Raw genomic sequence first — 21,213 nt, 5'->3', positions numbered from 1 at the left:
TGCCAAGAATATACCTACCAATTTGAATACTTTAGGAACTTTACTCACTAAAAAACGCCTCCTTGATAACAATGATCATAGACTGAATTAGTTATTAGACGTGTACAAAAAATAAAGAAAAGACCATTTTTGCAAGAAAGGAACCAGCGACAAAAGCAAGCGCAATCAACAAAATTTTCCATAGACTTAATCGAGTACTATTCTTTTTCATCGAATCATCTCTAGAAAAAGAATACCACTATAAATAAATAATATCAAAAAAAATTGATACTAAATAAACAAACGTCCAATTTGTTGAAATAAAAAAATACGCTAAAGGAGTAGTAAGTAATATGCTAATGCGTGGTCATGATCATCCATGTGATACCGTATTTATCTTCAACCATGCCATAGAGCGAGGACCAGAATACTGGTGCAAGGGGATCAATCACTTTTCCGTCTATCGAAAGGCTATTGAAAATAGTAGTAACTTCATCTGCTGATTCTTTTACAAGACAAAAGGAGAAAAAATCATTTGCTGGTCTATTTAGTCTGCCGTCTGTCATCATGATTCTCTGACCGTCGATGATGATTTCTGAGTCCATAACGAAATCATCAGGTATCTCAGGATCTAAACCTGAATCTACCGGAGCTTCACTCGCATAAACGATGGACTTAATTTGAGCGTCTAACGCCTCTTGATAAAATTTTATTGCATTTTCACAATTTCCTTGAAAACTTATAGCTGGGATAAGCATACAAAAATTCTCCTTTTTAATTTTTATTTATAGTATCACAAAGAAGTTACTCGCTTCTTTCAGTTTTTTCGTAGAGATCGGAAAATTTTGAATTGGTTATCCAACAAAGGAGCAGAATACGTCGCTGCAATTAAATGACAAAATAATGTCTTGGAAAAATCTCAGTAGGTTTTTCTACGTTATATTTGATGGACATTGTATTGCCCACACCATATCTCATTGGAACAGGAATACTATTTTCTGAGATATAATATTTTCCATCAATGAAGTAGCTAAAAGTTGCAAGTTTTGAATTGCGAAAATCCATCAGGTCGGGAAGAACAGTAGTGAATGCGACAATATTTCCCACGACTTCCTTTTTTTCAATTTTACCCATAGCTAATCACGCTCCTACTATAATTTTTATAGTGACAATTATAACATGCAGAAGTGTGCGTGAGGTGACATCAATGTCAATAATTCTTAATTTAAGTTCAAATAAACTGTTTAATCATTAGATAAGTATGTAAATATGACGATTAACTTGATTTTGTCTAGTCAAATGAGTATTTTCTGAATTTGTCTGATAAATGGTAGCAGAATATGTACAAATTAGTTTTTACTGTTGTCATAGCATCGCTGGCTAAAGTAAATTTTTCATCGATAGAGGTAAATAACTACAAGTTAATCACCTCAAATAAAAATATAAATATGAAGTGATCTAGATTATAGAAAACAAAGATGTGAAAATAAAACAGTGAAATAAGTACTATAGTAAGAATTAATCTTTTCATCAATCATTGAATGAGGGAGAACAACAAAAAATCTGAGATAGAATAAAGTTCATTCTATCTCAGATTTGTTTTTGCACAATTTATAAGCCTATGATGAAAAAGGGCTACTTTTTTGCTGTGCATGATCGAAATATTTATATTTCGCCTTTTCATCTGTCAAGGAATACCTGGAAAATCAAAATGTTAAGGCTTTGAATTTTTTGGAGAGCAATTCTAAAGACTCAGTCTTTTTTGAAAAACATTCCTACTACAGTCACTATGAACATTAGTCCGAAGGTAAGCAAGAAGTCCCTGAACGCTTCGTTTAGTGGTGTTCTCAAGAATATAGTTGAGATTAAAAAATATCCGATTGGAAGAATTGACGCTATAACAACACATATGAGTATAAAACCAATTATTTTTTTCATAAATCTATATTACCGCTTTTATCCCACATTTTCCAGCACTGAAAATAATTTGAGCTGGAATTCCACCAGGGACTAATTTTCCTAATATTTTTTTCAAAGCAGCTGTTCCTAATTTTTTTCCTAAGGTCTTAATGATTACTTCAGACGCTTTCTTCCATGCTTTACTAGCTATTAAATTTTTTACCTGAGGCGTGAAAATTTGTTTTGCAATATCTAAACCTACAATTTTTTCAAATTCTTTTTTCATACAATCGACAAAGTTTGCTTTTCTTAATTGAGGTTGTTGCTGACCAAAATCTTTTTCTAACATATCATAGAATTCATTATTACCATATTTTTCTCTCATAACAGTCAAGTTGATCTGAACAATATTTCCTTCACGGTCCGTCACAGCAGCGTGTTCATATATAAATTCTAAATCCTCTGCGTATTGATTAATAAGTTCTTGTTCGATTGCTTCTGTTTCCACAGAAGTATTGATCTCGTTTGCAGCTACAATTTGTAATGTTCCAAAAAAGGGCGAAATTACTATGAAAAGTGAAGCGATAAAACAAGCGATCTTTGATTTTTTCAGAAACGACATATTGAACCTTCTTTCTTGTTTTTTTAGTTATACAACAAAAAAATAGTAACACATAAATAAAAATATAACAATAATATTTTATATTAATAGTATTAAATTATCTGAATGCTTTAACGATGAAGAGGACACAAAAATGTTGATTACATCTAAAACTTTTACAAGTCGAAAGTGTAACCAACTGACAGTAGGAAAATAAGCTGTATGGCGGGTGTTTTTATTTAATTGCTTGATGAAGATACGCTTCATATCAGGAAGTCTACTGTTATATTTTGTTTATATATAAACCTGATTTTATTGTATTTTTTATGAATTTATTCATAATCTAAAATTTTCATATAAGCGAAATTTACTGATAAAGGGTCGATTTCCTCTCTTATTTTTAATAGATAATCCACGGAATGCTTCAACTTATATAGTTAAACGTTAGATATCGTGCATAATGATGGAAGGTATGAAAAAATACTCATTTTGAAATTGGGTAGATACTTTTCTCTATCTAACTTGGATTAATGATCTTCTATTGAGTCCCGATTAGTATAAATATTTTTGTGGAAAAAAAGTTAATATAACTAAGAGAAAAGACAAAGCCGCAGTATTTGATTAGCCATCGCCATCAAGTGGACAGGGAATGGTTCAAATACTACGGCTTTTTAAGGATGAATTTCATTAGTATCAATTTAATATTCTTGAATCAGTATTATTTCTCCGCGTTTTCTTTAAAGTAGTCATCAATGTACGCCTTAATTTTTTCAAAATCTTTAGTCAGAAAAAATTTAGAAGGAACTTTTATGATGGGGAGGTTATTTTCATTATCAAAAGGAGCGAATGGATCAGGAAGGACCAAGTAATCAACAGTATCTTTATCTCTCAGATAATTGATTGAAACGTCGTAAAACGGTGAAAAATAGTCTTTGAGACTTGTGTCTCTTTGATAAAGAACACCTGGAGTTAATGGTGTGTAAGATAATCCGTTGCTCAACACTAAGACAAAACAAATTTTTTTCATAAAAAATCACCTTTCCATTCGATTAAATACTGGGCCATCCCAACAGTGAAGGATTCGTTATTCATCTGGTAAATCCATTTTAATAGACACATGGATAAAAAAGTAGTGAGTAATAGAAAAATAAATCAGTTGTTGGGTAGAAGGGAACCAGCAATCACAAGTTGTTCCTTTACTTTAAAAAACAAGAGATAGGAAAATACCAAGAACAATTATGATTAAGATTTCTAATGCTCCTTCCAAAAATAAATTGTTGTTTTTTAAAAATATCGTTTTCTTTTTATAAGGAAACCAAAATGACTGGTTTGCATAGTCTGGCGGATATACGGAATCTAAAATACCACTGATAAAAAGTAATGGAATAGCTTTGAAAATATTGTCATGGAAGGCTAAATAAATATAGTATGTTAACAAAGAAATTTGAGCGATCCGCAGATGTCTTAGGTTGGTAACTGTATAGTTCATCAAATCATCCTTTCGTAAATGATTATCTCATATTGAATGATTTGGTTAAATTAAAATTATAAAACGTTTATTTATTTTAATATTGAAAAATAAATTCTTTTAATTTAATAAACAATTTATAAATATCCTAAACAGAGGATGTTTAATGAATTGTCAAATGGGATTTTCAGCTATTTATTTTAGAACGTCTTAGAGAGGATTCGTTTGAAAAGAGTTTTAGGATAATAAGTTAGTCTATTAAATCATTAGCAAAGTATGCACGTTGGACGAAATTAGTAGATTAATCAACAGTGATTTTTTAGATAATGGTTATTTTGCTAAAACAAAAAATTACCAATTTTGTCTTTAATGCTTTAAGAGCAAAATATGCAATGATATACTAAAATAAATAACCTTAATGGAATAGACACTAAACGGAGACTCTAAAATATGACCAACCAACTAATCATAGAAGATCATCATTTCAAGAAAGGTGAGCTATCTAGCATAACGACGGCATATATAGATCAGTACCCAGTCGTTTACATACTCTACAACCGAAATGAAAAGAAAAGACCTGTTGCGTACATTGGTCAAACGGTTCAAGTGAACAAACGATTGAAGCAGCACTTGAATAACTCTAAGCGCAGAGAAATTAAAGAAGTCTTGCTGATTGGACATGAAAAATTCAATCAATCAGCGACCTACAATATCGAAACCAATTTGATCAATCACTTCATTGGGGATGAGCAGTTTCAGTTACAAAATGTCAGTCAAACAAGACAGGTGCAGATGCATAAGTATTATGAAAAAGAGTATTATGATGAAGTGGTCTTCCAAGAGTTATGGGAAGAATTGCAAAGGCGTCAATTGGCGAAGCACTCAATCGATACGATTCGCAACAAAGATGTATATAAATTATCCCCTTTTAAAGAACTGACGCCAGAACAGTTAGATATAAAACTTGAAATCATTGAGTACTGTAAACAAGCGATTCAGCAGGATGAGACACAAAAAGTCTTGATGATCGAAGGAGAAGCTGGAACGGGAAAGAGCGTCCTATTGGCATCTCTCTATAACACCCTTCAAGACTATACAAAGTCAGAGCCTGTATTAAAAGGCACCGATAACTATTTGTTGGTCAACCATTCAGAAATGTTAAAAACCTATCACACAATGGCAGAAAGTTTGCCAAATTTAAAAAAGAATCATATGTTAAAGCCAACTTCCTTTATTAATAAAACAGATAATCAGAAGTTGCACCCAGACATCGTTATTGTGGATGAGGCCCATTTGCTTTTAACGAAGAAAGACAGCTATAACAGTTTTCACTATGAAAACCAACTAGAAGAGATTATCAAGCGAGCAAAAATCACGATTTGTATCTTTGATCCGAAGCAAGTATTGAAAATCAAAAGTTATTGGGATCAGGACAAATTGTATCAGTTTCAGAAAAGGTACAATGCTTCTCGCTTTCAGCTAAAAGATCAATTAAGAATGAGAAGTAGTCCACAAATTATTCAATGGATCGATGATATCGTAGAAAAACGTGTAACACCGATTCCAGAATCAACAGCATCTTTTGAGCTTCAGATTATGGAAACCCATGATGCGTTGAAGAATAAAATCTTTTCTCTCGATAAAAAGGAAGGTCTGTCACGGATCATCTCAACATTCGATTATGTTCATAAAAAAGACGGAGCTTCTTATCTTGTAGACCCTGGTGGGATCAACCTGCCATGGAATACGACCGATACGAAGCGAACATGGGCGGAGCGACCAGATACGATCAGTGAAGTCGGTTCAATCTACACCGTCCAAGGGTTTGATTTAAACAATGTAGGAGTCGTCATTGGTCCTTCCGTTGATTACGATCCAGAGACCGACCAGCTTGTCATCGATATCGATAAATACGAGGACAAAGGGGCGTTTACGGGACGTGACGATATGAACCAAGAATTGACGAAGAAAGCCAAAGAAACGATCATCCTTAATTCATTGAATGTATTAATGAAACGAGCAATCAAAGGGCTTTACATCTATGCAATCAATCCCAATCTCCGCCAAAAACTCATAACCCTACAAAACGAAAGGAGCCAATCCTACCATGCAAAACCAACCCTCTTCAATGGAACGGATCAATAAATTCCGAGATGATCGCAATTGGCGACAATTCCATAATGAAAAAGATCTAGCTATTTCTATCTCCATCGAAGCCGCCGAATTGTTGGAGATTTTTCAATGGAAAACACCTGAAGAAGCCACTCAAGATTTCGAACATCTAAAAGAAGAAATTGCCGATGTTCTGATTTATTCTTATATGCTGGCAGACAATTTGGGCCTTGATATTGATGAGATCATCAAAGAAAAGCTGGAAAAAAACAACATGAAGTATCCGATGAAAGAAAGTAAAGATTCGAAAAAGAAGTATAATGAATTGTAACAAAAAAGAAGCAAGGACGCTGCAAGTTCTTGCTTCTTTTTTTTGATGGAATAGGAGCAACAACGGCTTTCTGAATTTATCAGTGATTGGTTACGAACGTCAAAAATCTGTCATAATTGAGAAAGTTGAAGATAACTTCAAATTGGTTACAATTTTTCGGAAATTTGAAGTTATCTTCAAATAAGCGCAATTTTTTTATAAAAATGAAGTTAGATCTACTGTCTGCAAGAGCAAAAACAAGATTATCCTATCCGAAAATGAAGGCAAGGTCATCGGGAAAAAATCGGCAACAATGAAGGTCATTTTCTATCAAAAATATTTCTCCCCAAAAACCTAAAAAACCTATTGCCCCCCGAGCCCACTTACTGTATAGTAAACAAGAATATTTCATGAAAATAACCAAAAATAACTAATTAAAAAGAATTTGTTATTGAAAATTGCGCTTAAACGATGCCGGAAACGGAATGTAAGAAGGAGAAAACAATGACGTATCTAACAAACAATCTTGTGAATTGCATGATCACTTTAGGGTTTATCTTCATCCATCTATCTTCAAATGTTATCTCATCCAGAAAACTAAACGTGCAATACATGAGCTCCTTTGCCGCTGGGGTAGGGATCTCCTATGCGATCGTTCATCTATTGCCCCATTTGGCTTATTTTCAAACGGTGTTGATCGATGAATTTGGCTGGGATTCGGGGATTTTTTATAGTCATGGGGTCTATGGCATCGTTTTGTTTGGCTTAGTCTTCAGTTACGTGATCTACAAAATCGATGAGCGGACGTTTATGGTGTTAGAAAAGAAAGACATCACCAGTGCCAAAAACGCCTTTTTTTGGTCGGATATCGCTTTTCATGTGATTTACAACATTATGATCGGCTATATCGTGATTGCCAATACGCTATCAGAGCGTTTTTACATTTTGACCTACTTTATTGCTTTTGGTTTGCATTTTCTTATGAACGATTGGCTGCTCTATCACCATCATGGTGCCCTCTATAACAAATATGGCCGCTTTGTGCTTTCCTTCAGTATTTTCGCGGGAGCTGCGTTCTCCCTCTTTGTATCATTGCCCTACTATTTGGTGGTCATCATTGAAGCCTTGATCACCGGCGCTTTGCTGGTGAATATCATCAAATTTGAGTTACCTAATGAAGGGGAAGGCAGTATTCGTGGGTTATTGGTAGGCACGATCTGCTCTGGAATTTTATTTGTATTCGTCTAGCGCGAAAAGGAGGACTGAATCATGGATGATTCGGTCCTCCTTTTTTTATAAATACGCAAAGTAACAGATAATTCTATATGAATCGAAAAACATCACAACAGTTTTTATATTTTTGACCATTATTTACAATTTTATTGCGATGTTCGCTTGCTTTTCCAAAAGACATTCTATAGAATGTAAGCGAATAGAAACCAAAAAAAATAGGCACCCCGTAATTCTGTTGGCGCAGACTTACGAGGCCCTGATCAGTCACTTCTCTAAACAGGATGACCAATCAAGTTGCCATAGTTGATCGCCAAAGGCATCAACGTGTTTATTGTACCCGATTTTCTTGTCGATTTCTAGTAGATTCAGGCAGGTTTTTGGGCAAAAACCGTGGGATGCTGGACGCTTATTTTGCTATGCCAAAGGCATTGGACAATCTTGTCCAATGCCTTTTTTGTCGTTTGAAACGGTTCATGCGCAGGATCGTTTGCGGCAAATAACAGGTGTGAAGATCAGTTGAGGACAGTCGCATGGAAAATAGGCAGTCATAGTTGAGAAATCCAATGCCATGCGTTCTTACTGTGTTCATAGAAATAGCGTTCTGGCGATCAGCACTTCAATCCTAGGTTCTTGAAGGTGGCAAGCCTTGGTTTCTATTCACACTTCGAAAAGATACCTGAAAGCAATCTGTCAGCGTTCTTTTAAGGTTAAGGAGGAAGCTTATGAAGGATTCGTTAAAGAAATTTATGGAAGAAAAAATGCTGCCATGGGGAATGAAAATTGGCGGTGAAAAGCATCTAGTTGCCATCCGTGATGGACTTGTCACCACGATGCCTTTGATTATTATCGGTTCCATTTTTGTTATTTTATCTAACGTTCCATGGGAAGGCTTTAACCTATTTGTTACGAGTATTTTTGGCGGGGAATGGCGCAGCAAATTAGACTTTGTCGTACAAGTGACCTTTGGTGTGATGGCGCTGTTCAATTCCTTTGCTATTGCGTATAGTTTAGCAACCACTTACCGCGTCAGCGGTTTATCTGCCGGTGTATTGGCAGCTTCGGTTTTTCTTTTAGTCACTCCGATTGAAGATGGCGGCATTCAAATGTCTTATCTTGGTAGCCGCGGGCTGATCGTAGCAATCATCACTAGTCTAATCACGGCGGAGATTTTCCGATTATTCGTACAAAAGAATATCGTGATTCGCATGCCAGAAAACGTTCCCCCGGCGGTCAGTCGCTCCTTTATTGCATTGATCCCCTCATTCTTTTGCCTCTCGCTTTTCTGGGTGATTCGTTTATTAGTGGAATCATTCGGCAACACGAATGTTCATGATCTGCTGTACAGCCTTGTGGGACAACCACTATCTATCATTGGCGGAGGCTTTGTAGGCGGTCTGTTTGCCATTATGTTTACGTCATTGTTTTGGTCAGTGGGTATCCACGGGTGGGACTTGGTCTTGAGCGTCTTGCAGCCGACATGGATTCAAATGATCGATGAGAATCGAATCGCTTTTCAAAACGGCGAAACGATTCCGCATATCATCAATTATACCTTTATGAATACCTTTGTCTGGATTGGCGGTAGTGGGGTGATTTTGGGCTTAGCGATCTTGCTATTAGTCAGAAGTAAAAGCAAGTATTTAAAAGAGTTGGGGAAACTCGGATTTCCATCAACGGTTTTCAATGTCAATGAACCCATCATGTTTGGATTGCCCGTTGTCATGAATCCATTGATTTTGTTCCCTTATATTCTGACGCCGGTCGTTTGCTATATCATCTCTTATACGACAGTTGCCATGGGGATCGTCCAACCTGCCGTCGTTTTGGTGCCCTGGTCGATGCCGCCAATCATCGGCGGTTATCTAGCCACAGGCGGACATATTTCGGGGGCAATCTTACAACTGGTGAATCTGACGGTTTCTATCGCCATCTATTATCCATTCTTCAAAATGCTGGATAATCGGACATTAGCCAGTGAACTCGGTTCAGAAAGTGAGGCGTAAAATGAAGACAAAACGATTATTGAATTGCACGGCAGCTGATTTTAAATCATTTGATAAAGACCAGCTATTGGAAAGTATCCGAGGAAGTGCGGGGCGGACGATCGTTGCAGAAAATGATGTCCAAATCGATCCAATGTCTAGAGGAATCACCAATGCTGAATTCGTCGCTGCATTTGGGGCAGATTTGATTTTACTGAACCTATTTGATTGCGGAAATGGCGCTATCAAAGGATTACCGACAACGGATGACCCCATTCGCTTTTTGCAATGCTTAACGGGGCGGCCTGTTGGGGTCAATCTTGAGCCTGTCGACGATTGTGCGGAGCAGATGGAACAGCTGACAACTATCGCGACTGGGCGTTTGGCAACAAAGAAAAACATGGCTCGCGCAGAAGCACTTGGATTTGATTTTATCTGTCTGACAGGAAATCCTTCCACTGGCGTTTCAAATAAAGAGATTACAGCGGCAATCAAACAAGCAAGAGCCGTTTTCTCTGGGATCATTATTGCTGGAAAAATGCACGGAGCTGGTGTCAATGAACCCGTGTTAGATGAAGAAATTGCGTCTGCGTTCATTCAAGCTGGAGCCGATGTTATTCTTGTACCCATCGCGGGCACGATTCCTGGGCTGAGTGAACAACATATGAGTGATCTAGTGGCCTTTATCCACCAAAAAGAGAAGTTGGTCATGGGCACCATTGGCACTACACAGGAAGGTGCAGATAAAGGTACGATCCGTGCCTTGGCATTGACTAGCAAACGTGCCGGCTGCGACCTTCATCATATCGGAGATGCAGGTTTTTCTGGGACCGCTGATCCCGAGAACATCTTGCAACTATCCATCGCCGTCAGAGGCAAGCGCCATACCTATCACCGGATGGCCGTCTCAGTGAATCGATAGGTGGAACAAATCGGCACATGCCTATGAAATGCAAGAAGTGTTAGAAGAATTTTTCGTAGACTAATGAAGTAAGACCGAAACAGAGAGGAAGTCTGCTGTTTCGGTTTTTTTTTATGTATGTAACCTACATAGTAAGTCTTTGAAAAATGAAAGAAAGCAATTGGTTTTTTGTTTTCCTAAACGAAATCTATATTTAATAAACGAATTGGCGAGCAGTTGTTTTCTAAAGTACCTTTGATTAAAATAGGCACAGCAGCTATCATATACTAACTAAGCAAAGGAGTATGCTACATGGTAATAGGCAACAAAGTCACTTTAACCCCTGCGGAAATCAAAGATAAAGAAGCGGTCTATCAATGGTGTTTTCACTCTGAAACCACAAAGTATCATTCCGGACCACCTTCTTATCCTAATGCACCGATCGCCACTGAAGCAGAGTTTTTTGAGGACTATCAAGAGTATTACTTTACTGGTGCCCAACCGCAAGATGGCAGAGGCTTTTTGATTCTACATGCAGGTGAACCGATTGGCTTTATTAGTTACTCCTCGTTTCATCTAAAAGACGGCATAGCAGAACTGGATATCTGGTTGAATCGGAAAATTCATTGCGGCAAAGGATTTGGCACCGATGCGATCGTCACCCTCGGTGATCATTTACATGAAACATTCGGCATTCAAAAATTGATGATGCGACCATCGAGAAAAAATATTGCTGCAGTCAAATCTTATGAAAAGGCTGGTTTTACGCAATCTTCCCAAGACCTTGCTGACTATTTGTTGGAAGAGTATCTTACTTTATATGCCGAAGGGGATTATGGGGCAGAAGAAACGGTGACATTGATCAAAACGTTTCCGTCAACTGCATTGAGCTGATCTATAACAGTCGGCTTCAAACGGTTAAAGGTTATTTCATGAAAACAGTCCATTTCACTTTGCAAGCAAGGGGAAATAGACTGTTTTTTTACCTTTTAGCAATTTAAGGTCATTCAAAATACTCGTTCTTCGCTCTGTCTTCTAACTTCGTTCGCACGCTAAATTCCTTTCTATGCAACAGTTATCGAAAAATCGCATAAGCCCTCTATCCTTGCTATTCCAGCATTTAGAACAAAACATAAAATAAACATAGTTTTTTTTCAAAATTCCGAGAAACAGCGAGAATGTTTGTGCTATAATGGTCGCTCACTGAAAAAATTCAACAGAATCTGGGAGGGTATAGCATGCAGGAATACATTACGATCCACAACGCCAGGCAGAACAATTTGAAGGGCTTTGACTTGAAGATTCCCAAAAGAAAAATCACGATTTTCACGGGTGTCTCTGGTTCAGGCAAGTCATCGATCGTCTTTGACACGATCGCACAAGAAGCTGGGCGACAGCTGAATGAGAACTTTTCGAAATTTGTCCGCAACTTTTTGCCAAAATACAGCCAGCCCGATGCGGACGCCATCGACAATCTTTCGATGGCGGTAGTAGTTGATCAAAGCCGTTTAGGCGGCAATTCCCGCTCTACATTAGGGACGATCACAGATATCAATCCTTTGATCCGCTTGCTTTTTTCTCGTCTTGGTCAACCGTATTTAGGTCCTGCATGGAATTTCTCCTTCAATGATCCTCATGGGATGTGTCCCACTTGCGAAGGGATTGGGCGCATCGTCGGCTTAGATTTAGAAAAGGCACTGGATCTTGAAAAGTCCTTAAACGAAGGGGCGATCTTGCTTCCTGGCTATAAAGTTGGCTCTTGGCTGCTGAAGTCTTTCACCAATACGGGCTTTTTTGACAATGACAAGCCGTTGAAAGAATATAGCGAAGAAGAAATGAACCGCTTTTTGTATGCCCAAGGAGAAAAAATCGATTCCTTGTATATGGAAGGGATGAGTTCCACGTATGAAGGCTTAGTCGCTCGTTTTAATCGCTCCAATATCAAAGGTGGCAATGAAAGCTCCGCTGCTACCCAGAAGAAAATCGCTTCTTTCATGAATGAACAGAAGTGTCCTGACTGTCAGGGGAAACGATTCAATCCACAAGTACTCGCGTGCAAAATCGCGGGCTATTCGATTGCGGACTTTTTGGCGATGCAAGTGGATGAACTATTGACGGTTCTTCAAGAAATCTCGGAGGAGAGTGTCCAACCACTGCTTCAAAACATCCAAGCGAGAATCACTGATCTAATCAATATCGGGTTGGATTATGTTTCCTTAGACCGTGAAACGACGACCCTTTCTGGTGGGGAAAGTCAGCGGGTAAAAATGGTCAAACACTTGTCTTCTAGCTTGAACGATGTGATCTACATTTTTGATGAACCGAGTATTGGGCTGCATCCAAGAGATGTCCATCGATTGAATGAATTGTTAGTCAAACTACGGGACAAAGGGAACACCGTCATCGTAGTGGAGCATGATCCAGACGTCATTAAAGCAGCTGACCATATTATCGATGTTGGTCCTAAAGCGGGGAAAAATGGCGGCTATATTACCTACGAAGGAACCTTTGAAGGATTGCTGCGCTCAGATACACTGACTGGCAAAGCATTTGGACAGATGGTGGACTTTAAAGAAGCACCTCGCCAGAGTCAGCAGGTTATCGAAACGAAAAAATCGACGCTGCATAACTTGAAAAATACAGCACTGCGGGTGCCATTAGGAGTATTTACAGTGGTGACCGGTGTTGCTGGTTCTGGAAAGAGCAGTTTAGTGAATGGGGTTTTTGGTAAAGAATACCCCGAAGCCATTACGATCGATCAATCAGCGGTGGCGGGAAATATCCGCTCCAATCCAGCGACCTATTCTGGGATCATGAATGACATTCGGAAGTTATTTTCCCAAGAAAACAAGGTCTCAGCAGGTCTTTTTTCCTACAATTCCGAAGGCGCCTGTGAAACGTGCAAAGGCCACGGGACCATCAAGATGGAACTGTCCTTTATGGATTCCGTCGAGGTTTTGTGTCAGGCCTGCGGCGGCAAACGGTTTAAAGAAGAAGTCTACCAGTATCGCTTGAAAGGCAAGTCGATCGATGAAGTCCTTGCCATGAGCATCACAGAAGCGGTGGAATTCTTTGAGGAAAAAGCGATTCAAAGAAAACTAAAACAGATTTTGGCTGTGGGACTAGGATACATGACCCTTGGACAGCCATTGAATACCTTGTCTGGTGGTGAATGCCAACGACTGAAGTTAGCAAAAGAATTAAGCAAAAAAGGCAATATCTACATTATGGATGAACCAACAACCGGATTGCACATGGCAGACATCAAGAGCATTTTGGCAATCATCGAACGACTAGTGGAAAAAGGCAACACGGTGATCGTGATCGAACACAACCTTGAGGTCATGAAAGCAGCGGATTGGCTGATCGATGTCGGTGTTGATGGCGGGATTCGCGGTGGCGAAGTGTTGTACGAAGGGATTCCAGAAAAACTGATCGAGTGCCAGTCCTCGATTACAGCCCAGTATTTATTTTAATGAGAAAACCAAAATAGCCGCAAGCAGCTCTTTCATCGAGCGCTGTTTGCGGCTTTTTTTCTTTTTCCTCCAGCAAAAAAGAATATGATAAGTCTAAAAAGTGAATTTCTCCTCGTTATTTTTTTCATTTTTAGTAGGTTTTTTGATTAAAAATATATAAATTTGAGTATATAATTACCAAATAGTGTGCTATTTATGTAATAGTATAGAAAAGAATTTCTTGAAAAAAAGGAGTGGGATGAATGAGAGAGTTGCAATTGGCCTTCATCAGCAACCGTACGACCGCGCGCTTGTTTCGGCTGCTGAGTACGATTGAGCGAGACCGTGTGTTCACGATTGGCGACTTAGCAGAGCGCAATCAGGTGACGCAACGAACGATTGCCAATGATATCAAATACATGAAAGAATATTTTGGGGACAGTATTGCCCTCGTTTCGGGCAATAGCGGGTTTGTTTTCGAAGAGAAAAAGCCAGCAGACTATCAAAAAAGAAAGCAAAGCTTGTTAAAAAATGAATGCTTATTTGAAATTATCGGGAATATTTTCCATGGCAAACTATCTAAGGTGGATGAGCTGGCACATCATTATCATTTTTCAGAGAGTACGTTTCGGCGTCTACTCAATCAGCGAAACCCTATTTTAAAAAGCTATGGCTTGCAGTGGGCATCTAATCCCTTAACGATTGAAGGAAGTGAAGCCAACTTGCGTAAGTTTTTCAAAGATTTTTATTACGAAGGTGTGGAAACGATCTATACGTTGGTTCCAGATCAAGCCTTGCATGACTTGATCTTAGGTCAATTGGAGGACAAGTTCGGCTATTATGAAATCGGATCTGGGGCGACTCCCGCAGCGTTTTACTACACATTTTATATTGCCATCAAGCGTGCGAGCCTCGGCTATCGTATCACTATGCCGAAAGAACTCGTTAGACAGGCGTATAAAGGGAACAGTTTTTCCAAGCTATACGCACTGAAGGAAGGCATTGAAAAAATCTATCAGGTTCAGCTGCCTAAAGAAGAATTCGCTTGGATCTACTTAGTCACCTTGTGCAAGCGAACCTTGGATCAAGAAGAACGAGAGGAAAAGTTTTACCAACAATTTCATCAAGGCGAAGCCATCACAACTGTGACGGACTTGTTTCTTCAAAACCATGAGGTGCCCCAAGCACAAGCCAAAACGGTTGCGACTTTTTTACGTTCTTTCTTTTTATCGAGAAAAATTAACCATGCGATTGCGCCGGTTTTGAACAAGGAAATGGATGATATCAAAGAGGTGATCATGCGTTCCAACAGTGAGAGTTACCAAAAGAACTTACAATTTCTTAAGGAGCAGAGCAAAAAACTCTCTTTGTCTACTGCCTACTTAGAAGACATCTGTGTCAGTTTAACGATTTATAGCGAGCTGATTTTCGATTATTATGCACCAGCAAAAACCATTTATTTCCTCTTAGAAGGGGATCATTTTGTGTGCCAGCATATCCAAACCCGAGCGATCCAGCGATTTGGCAGCAAGCATAAATTGACGTTTGTTCAACTGCAATATTTAACAAAACATACGCTTCATGCTGCCCATATCGATTTGATCGTGACCAATTACAATCGCTACCTCGTTGATTATAAAGTCAAAACAGATTACTTATTGTTGAAATCTCTCCCGGATGATCGCGATTGGGAACACCTCGAAAGGAAAATAAATCCCCATCAAAAACCGCTCTTTTAAACCAATTGCTGTGCTGGTCACGCGTTCAAACAGGTATGTTATTTATTCATCTATTTCAGGTGTTTATGAAAATAATGATTTTCCTTTGAGAAACGACCACGCTATTCTTAGTTTAGTAAGGAACACGCGTGTCATACTTACAAATAATTTGTCCCAATAACCTTCGTTTTTGAGAATACAGAACTCGTATGTAGTTATTATTTTATGAAAACTTAATCTAACAACTTTCTCCAGACATTTGATTCATCAAAATGTCTTTTTTTGTCGTTCCCTCAAAAACGAAGAATATTGAGACAGCTTTGCGTGAAAAAGCAAGAAGCTATTTCCTAGGTTTCAGCTTTCTTAACGCAACAAAGACTTGAAGAAAGGAGGATATGATGAAATTACTTACATTGTTTTCGGCCGTATTACTACTGAGCAGCACGGGCGTCAACACGACGATGGCGTTCCAGCAAGTTGCTTATGCAGAAACAGAGTCACTTTCTGAAGGGACGCAACAATCTTCTGGGGAGGAAACCAATAATTCTGCTGATCAATCGGAAACGCAAGAGTCAACCGAGCAAAGCAGCGAGGAACAAACAACCTCATCGGAAGCCACCGATGATTCAACGACCGCTAGCCAAGAAGAAGTAGAAGAAACTGAAGCACTGCCCGAAGCAGAAACGCCAGACAGCTCAGAAGATGAAGAGGAGCCTGAATCTGAAAACGAGCAAGTCGAAGGGTTCGATGCAGAAGCTGCAACCATCCAACTGACTGTAGCAAGTGAGGCGCAATTGCGGGCAATTTTACTTGGGGAATCCTTCACCGATGAAGAGGGCACGGAGTATCGTTACGAAGAAATCGCCAATGAGCAATCGCTAGTGCTTACTTTTGCCAGCAACTTGGCATTAACTGAGCCAATCAGTGGGATCCAACGGACGAACGTTACTTTTCGTAGTCAAGAGATGCCTGTGATCGTTTCACAGACGGCAGCCGAGAACCTGATGCAGTTTGCAGCACCTGTTCAACTGACTTGGCAAGGGGTGCAGCAACAAGGCATCCAGTCAGCGCAAGGGCTGGCTCAAACAACTGGGGCATCAACGATTACTTTTGAAGATACCCAACTGGAGCTGACCACTACCGCAGGACGCGTGGTGAATAACAACCAAGCACAACTTCATTTCAAAGGAACCAATGTGGTGACGACAGCGACGTCTTCTATTCCAACCTTGTTCACGGCGGAAAGGCTTTTGGTTGAAGGACAATTGACGATCAATCATCGCTCCTCAAATGCCACACCGATTTTTGAAATGAACCAAGTAGCAGTCGCTAGCCAAGCTGAAATTTCTGTCACTCGCAGTACCAACAGCAATACTGGCACCGTCTTTCACATGACGGGTACCGCAGCAAGCCTTGATTTTGGTCAAGGAAGTGTGACGACGATCCGCCAATCTGGTGCGATGGTCTCCTTGCCAAATGCCAATCAAGATAGCCGATTGACGTTAGCCACAGGGGCAACTCTGGATGTTGGTACAGGACAAGGACTTTCCGGGAACTCTACCAGTACGTTAGGAGAGATACGGTTACAAGCAGGTAGTCAGTTAAAGCTATCTGAGTATGGAACAGTCAGTACGACACCCGCCATCAATGTCGGACGCCGCTTCGTCGTTGAAAATAGTACCGCAGACCAACCTACCATCATCGAGGGAACGCGGACGGGCACAACGACCGGGGCATTTATTCAACTTCGAAGTGCGAATTCTGCCATCGATTTGGGGGAGCACACACAAACCAAGGTCTCGCAGCATGGACCAATGTTTACAGGGGTGGCGAGTTCCACGATCGTGATCCAAGACCATGTGAAAATGAACAATCAGCATAGCAACGGGTTTAATGGCAACATAGCCGTTGACAGTATTTCGATTGGTGATCAGGTGGAAATAGCCATCAGTGAACCTAGTAATGCCACTGTTGGTCAAGCGTATCGCACCTTTTTCGCAACGTCTTCGGTTCAAGTCGGCAGTCATACAACAATTGACGTACCGAGAACGCGAACGACCTCTTCAGCGAGTACATCGAATGTCGTCATCGGTTTAGCATCGAGCAACGGAAAAATCACCATTGGTGACTATTCAGAAATAGCTGTGAATCAGCGTGGGGCGTTCGTCAATGCAAGCTTGGCTCAGGTAACTTTAGGGAAATACGCGAAACTTACTGGTGTGTTAGGTCATGGCTTCACCGCTGGAACGATGGTCGATCAATTTGAGCTGCTTGAAGGGGCTGAAATCACGATTGCTGAGCATTCAACGAGTGCAGCAGCCAATGCGTTTTCCGTGCAACGACGCTTCTTTCTAGGAGAAAAAGCGACAATCAACTATTCTCGCACGTCATCGGCCGCCAATCCTTTCATTGCATTGGGTTCAACGTCGGCGGCATCCCAATTTCTATCAGAAGCAAATGCAACCATCACCCTTAATCAAGTAGGACCATTGGTTACTGGTCGCAGCACAACAGATATCTATATTGGTGAAGCAAATACGATCAGCCTACAAACCGCACAAGGCTTTACCGGCGGTACCTCATCTGCTGCTTCTTCAACCATTCGCAGGTTGCATGTGGGCGATCACTCTGAGATCACCGTTTCTGGACGAAGCAATGCAAATGTTGATTTTTTCCGCTTTAGAGAAGAAATCAAACTTGGACGTGAAGCGAAAGTAACGGTCAATCATACTACACGACAAGCAGCACGAGCGGTCTTTCGTTTAACCTTGGCGAACTCGAAATTTACGATGGAAGAAGCAAGTAAAGTCGAAGTTGATACGGGGGGACGATTTTTACAAGGCGTCGGAACGACGGATCTGCTATTTGGCGAAAATTCCTATACGAGAATCAACGCAGCGAGGGGAATGACAGGAAACACCACTGTTCGTTCCGTTACGCTGGGACAACATGCTGAAGTTCATTTGACAGAGCCAACAACGACGGCGATTCAAAATTCAGCTACAAGTCAAAATTACGCCAGAATCCGAGTGTCACAAAGAGTGGAATTGCAAGACAATGCCACCATGACGTCAAGAAGAGATCGAACGACTTCAGATTCCCGCTTTATATGGTTGACGGCTAGTAATTCATTTGTTCGGATTGGCAAAGGAGCTACCCTTGACGTGGATCAATCTGGAGGAATCTTTAGAGTCACGACTTCCTCTAATTTCATTCTCAATGATGACGCGACCTTTAAAGGGGTTGCGAGAGGATTAAATACGCAAGCGGGAGGGAATGCCTCAAGCAATCATTCGAATTCATTTGCGAACATCATGGTAGGGGCCAGAGCTAATTTTTTCATGACTGATAATCGAACAGGCATGGGGACATCAGCAGAATTTATCAATCGACCACTAGTCAATGTCCGTAATTCATTTTCCGCAGAAGAAGACGCTACGGTTGTATTAGAAACCATAAGAAATAAATCTGAAGTTCTTTATTTCAGACTAGCCAATGCACGATTGAATATAAACAATGTGAATTTGTTTGAAATTAGTCACCCTACGACAAGAACTGGTCAAGCCAATGCGCAATTGCAGCGTTTGATCCGCTCCGCACAAAATACGGTTGCGAATGGTTTGCGAATCAATGTGGCGAGTCAAAAACTAGCAGTTTGGGAAAATGCTTCTTTAGAGGCACCAACGGAAGAATTTATCAATATTTCAGGAACGATGCGAATCAATCGAAATGGTGGGAATACCTTCCCCTATGGAGGCACAGGAAATGGCGAAGCACGTTCCAGATTGCTGAGTGGCGAACAATTCGATGGTTCCTTAGAAAGTCTTGAAACACAAACAGATATTTATCAAGTGATTGCGAAAAATAATTACAATAAAATTCGTTTTTCAGAACCAGAAGGCCTCGTTGCCCGAATTGATGCATTGAGTGATCAGTCGACTGAAATCACTGGTTCTATGTACGAGGATACCGATATCACAGTGATCTCCTATACCAATACTGACGGAGAACTTGTCGAATTAGACAAAAACTCTGAACGAATCGAATGGGGCGACTATCGTGATGAAAATCAACTGTATCGCTATTTCCGTATTCCACTAAGAGAAAATGAACGATTGGAAACCGAGACAGAAGTGTCGATTTTCTTATCAAAACCGTCGATTGAGACCTATGTCGATGTGACCGCTCGTCAAACCGTGATTAAAGGTGTGAACTTTGAAGCATACAATATCACCTTAGATCGCTATAAAATTAATGAATTAAGCACGCAAGAAGAATTAGATGCTTTGATCCTTCAAGAAAGTCGTGCGCAAGCCGCAAACGTCTTGACGGAAGCGGATATGACGGATGACTTTCGCATCGTAGAAACGGATCTTACACGAGAAGTGGACGAAGATGGTAGCTACTTCGCTGTTCTTGAGGTGGGGAATAAAGCCTACCAGCTGACAGTCGGTATCGATGTGACATCGAAACTGGAGCATATGCGAGTGACGATCCCGACCAAAATGGTCTTCGAATCCTTGTACAACACAGCGGAATCGAATCGTAATTTTGAAAGCCAAACGTATGAGATCCGCAATCAATCGCCACTTGCCGTGGATACCTACGTCAATCAACTGGCGATCGATGATAGTGCCAGTATTGTCTTGTTAGAAGCGGGAGAAGATCCTCTCGACTATGCCGAAAGTGAAAGCGAAGAAGAAGACCCAACCCTGACCTATGACGATATTTCAACCCCGCTGTTGCGATTGAATCTAAAAACGGAAGAAACACAGATCCAACTCTATGAAGCGATGGAGGAACAACACTTGGTTCGCCTAGAAGAAAGAAGCCGCGTGCCGATTTCCTTAACGGGGGACTTCTATGGAGACTATCCCCAATGGATCGTTGATACAGAAGCCGACCAAGGTGGGTATTATGAAGACTTGCTCGTACCGAAGTATCGCATCGTCTTACGCTTTGTCCCACGAGATTAAAGAAAAAAGATCGTACCAAACGCGAAGGAGGTGAATCCATTGGAGCAAACGAATCAAACCGAAACGAAGGATCGATGGAAATGGATCTTGTGGTTGTTGCTGTTGCTAGTACTTATCGGTGGGATCGGGTACTACTTTTACCAATCAAAAACAGCAGTCCCTTTGATCAGTGCCGACCTGTTGCCAGAATCTGGCGATGCCACCGATCAGCGGGTTTCTGAACGAGCGCAGGAGATTGCGGATGCGAATTATTTCACGCTGCAAATCAATCCAGAAGCCATTTTTGAAAATGGTCAAAGCACAGGATCCATCGAGATCGTCAATCCAGGCACCAATGTGTACCCAATCGCCGTGGATATCTCTTTACTGTCGAGCGGAGAAGTCATCTATTCTTCCGGTGCGATCTATCCAAACCAATTTGTTGAAAATGTCGCCTTGGCGACACCGTTGGCCAAAGGGGAATATCCCGCCAAAGCCACGATCAATATTTACGACCCTGAAAGCAAAGAAAAACAAGGGGTCACTGAAGCTGAATTAACGATTATCGTTAAGAATTAAAAAAAAGGAAAAGTGAGGAAA

15 protein-coding genes are annotated in these 21,213 nt (G+C 40.3%); 10 read left to right on the top strand and 5 right to left on the bottom strand.

The features are described from left to right. Positions 1-335: 335 nt before the first annotated feature. From P0G38_RS14690 to P0G38_RS14670, 5 genes are all read right to left on the bottom strand, one after another. The gene (locus P0G38_RS14690; RefSeq protein ID WP_275852563.1) at positions 336-737 is read right to left on the bottom strand and encodes a VOC family protein; all 402 of its coding nucleotides are present in this window, start codon (positions 735-737) and stop codon (positions 336-338) included. Between the two features lie 130 nt (positions 738-867). Continuing rightward, on the bottom strand, positions 868-1,113 hold the full coding sequence (locus P0G38_RS14685; RefSeq protein ID WP_275852560.1) for a hypothetical protein: 246 nt from the start codon (positions 1,111-1,113) through the stop codon (positions 868-870). An 808-nt stretch (positions 1,114-1,921) separates the two neighbouring features. Then, positions 1,922-2,500 carry a hypothetical protein gene (locus P0G38_RS14680; RefSeq protein ID WP_016609661.1) on the bottom strand — a complete coding sequence of 193 codons (579 nt, stop codon included), beginning with the start codon at positions 2,498-2,500 and terminating at the stop codon, positions 1,922-1,924. A gap of 697 nt (positions 2,501-3,197) precedes the next feature. Further along, the gene (locus P0G38_RS14675) at positions 3,198-3,506 is read right to left on the bottom strand and encodes a hypothetical protein (protein WP_142965046.1); all 309 of its coding nucleotides are present in this window, start codon (positions 3,504-3,506) and stop codon (positions 3,198-3,200) included. A gap of 174 nt (positions 3,507-3,680) precedes the next feature. Further along, on the bottom strand, positions 3,681-3,968 hold the full coding sequence (locus P0G38_RS14670; protein ID WP_096742208.1) for a hypothetical protein: 288 nt from the start codon (positions 3,966-3,968) through the stop codon (positions 3,681-3,683). Positions 3,969-4,397: 429 nt separating this feature from the next. Here P0G38_RS14670 and P0G38_RS14665 point away from each other — a divergent pair, with 429 nt between their 5' ends. The 10 genes from P0G38_RS14665 (at position 4,398) to P0G38_RS14620 (ending at position 21,192) form a co-directional block, all read left to right on the top strand. Then, positions 4,398-6,092, top strand: coding sequence for a DUF2075 domain-containing protein (locus P0G38_RS14665; protein ID WP_275852552.1), 1,695 nt, complete (start codon positions 4,398-4,400; stop codon positions 6,090-6,092). Further along, positions 6,055-6,390 (top strand): nucleotide pyrophosphohydrolase, encoded by a 336-nt coding sequence (locus P0G38_RS14660; RefSeq protein WP_086294531.1) that lies wholly within the window; start codon positions 6,055-6,057, stop codon positions 6,388-6,390. The genes P0G38_RS14665 and P0G38_RS14660 overlap by 38 nt, the downstream gene beginning before the upstream one ends. Positions 6,391-6,873: 483 nt before the next feature. Continuing rightward, entirely contained in the window at positions 6,874-7,617 is a 744-nt protein-coding gene (locus P0G38_RS14655) for a hypothetical protein (protein WP_005227479.1), read from the top strand. 707 nt (positions 7,618-8,324) lie between these two features. After that, positions 8,325-9,605 (top strand): PTS cellobiose transporter subunit IIC, encoded by a 1,281-nt coding sequence (gene celB, locus P0G38_RS14650; RefSeq protein WP_275852544.1) that lies wholly within the window; start codon positions 8,325-8,327, stop codon positions 9,603-9,605. Position 9,606: 1 nt separating this feature from the next. Continuing rightward, positions 9,607-10,506, top strand: a complete 900-nt coding sequence (locus tag P0G38_RS14645) for a DUF7916 family protein (RefSeq protein ID WP_275852541.1) — start codon at positions 9,607-9,609, stop codon at positions 10,504-10,506. Between the two features lie 291 nt (positions 10,507-10,797). Beyond that, a complete protein-coding gene (locus P0G38_RS14640) occupies positions 10,798-11,379 on the top strand; it encodes a GNAT family N-acetyltransferase (RefSeq protein ID WP_275852538.1) in 582 nt (193 codons plus the stop codon). 344 nt (positions 11,380-11,723) lie between these two features. Then, positions 11,724-13,961 (top strand): excinuclease ABC subunit UvrA, encoded by a 2,238-nt coding sequence (locus P0G38_RS14635; protein ID WP_275852535.1) that lies wholly within the window; start codon positions 11,724-11,726, stop codon positions 13,959-13,961. Positions 13,962-14,203: 242 nt separating this feature from the next. Beyond that, positions 14,204-15,679 carry an AcpB/EbpR/MafR family transcriptional regulator gene (locus tag P0G38_RS14630; protein ID WP_015508951.1) on the top strand — a complete coding sequence of 492 codons (1,476 nt, stop codon included), beginning with the start codon at positions 14,204-14,206 and terminating at the stop codon, positions 15,677-15,679. Between the two features lie 374 nt (positions 15,680-16,053). After that, positions 16,054-20,634, top strand: coding sequence for a hypothetical protein (locus tag P0G38_RS14625; protein WP_338070806.1), 4,581 nt, complete (start codon positions 16,054-16,056; stop codon positions 20,632-20,634). Positions 20,635-20,673: 39 nt separating this feature from the next. After that, positions 20,674-21,192 (top strand): hypothetical protein, encoded by a 519-nt coding sequence (locus P0G38_RS14620; protein ID WP_275852529.1) that lies wholly within the window; start codon positions 20,674-20,676, stop codon positions 21,190-21,192. The last annotated feature ends 21 nt before the right edge of the window (positions 21,193-21,213 follow it).

It is taken from the genome of Enterococcus casseliflavus (assembly GCF_029215545.1).
Lineage (GTDB): Bacteria > Bacillota > Bacilli > Lactobacillales > Enterococcaceae > Enterococcus_D > Enterococcus_D casseliflavus.
The sequence above is the reverse complement of the archived record's forward strand: the minus strand, read 5'-3'. Positions and strand labels throughout refer to the sequence as shown.

Excerpts from the sequence above, each read along its gene's own strand:
- P0G38_RS14690 (WP_275852563.1), bottom strand. The coding sequence starts at position 737 with ATGCTTATCCCAGCTATAAGTTTTCAAGGAAATTGTGAAAATGCAATA.
- P0G38_RS14685 (WP_275852560.1), bottom strand. The coding sequence starts at position 1,113 with ATGGGTAAAATTGAAAAAAAGGAAGTCGTGGGAAATATTGTCGCATTC.
- P0G38_RS14680 (WP_016609661.1), bottom strand. The coding sequence starts at position 2,500 with ATGTCGTTTCTGAAAAAATCAAAGATCGCTTGTTTTATCGCTTCACTT.
- P0G38_RS14675 (WP_142965046.1), bottom strand. The coding sequence starts at position 3,506 with ATGAAAAAAATTTGTTTTGTCTTAGTGTTGAGCAACGGATTATCTTAC.
- P0G38_RS14670 (WP_096742208.1), bottom strand. The coding sequence starts at position 3,968 with ATGAACTATACAGTTACCAACCTAAGACATCTGCGGATCGCTCAAATT.
- P0G38_RS14665 (WP_275852552.1), top strand. The coding sequence starts at position 4,398 with ATGACCAACCAACTAATCATAGAAGATCATCATTTCAAGAAAGGTGAG.
- P0G38_RS14660 (WP_086294531.1), top strand. The coding sequence starts at position 6,055 with ATGCAAAACCAACCCTCTTCAATGGAACGGATCAATAAATTCCGAGAT.
- P0G38_RS14655 (WP_005227479.1), top strand. The coding sequence starts at position 6,874 with ATGACGTATCTAACAAACAATCTTGTGAATTGCATGATCACTTTAGGG.
- celB (WP_275852544.1), top strand. The coding sequence starts at position 8,325 with ATGAAGGATTCGTTAAAGAAATTTATGGAAGAAAAAATGCTGCCATGG.
- P0G38_RS14645 (WP_275852541.1), top strand. The coding sequence starts at position 9,607 with ATGAAGACAAAACGATTATTGAATTGCACGGCAGCTGATTTTAAATCA.
- P0G38_RS14640 (WP_275852538.1), top strand. The coding sequence starts at position 10,798 with ATGGTAATAGGCAACAAAGTCACTTTAACCCCTGCGGAAATCAAAGAT.
- P0G38_RS14635 (WP_275852535.1), top strand. The coding sequence starts at position 11,724 with ATGCAGGAATACATTACGATCCACAACGCCAGGCAGAACAATTTGAAG.
- P0G38_RS14630 (WP_015508951.1), top strand. The coding sequence starts at position 14,204 with ATGAGAGAGTTGCAATTGGCCTTCATCAGCAACCGTACGACCGCGCGC.
- P0G38_RS14625 (WP_338070806.1), top strand. The coding sequence starts at position 16,054 with ATGATGAAATTACTTACATTGTTTTCGGCCGTATTACTACTGAGCAGC.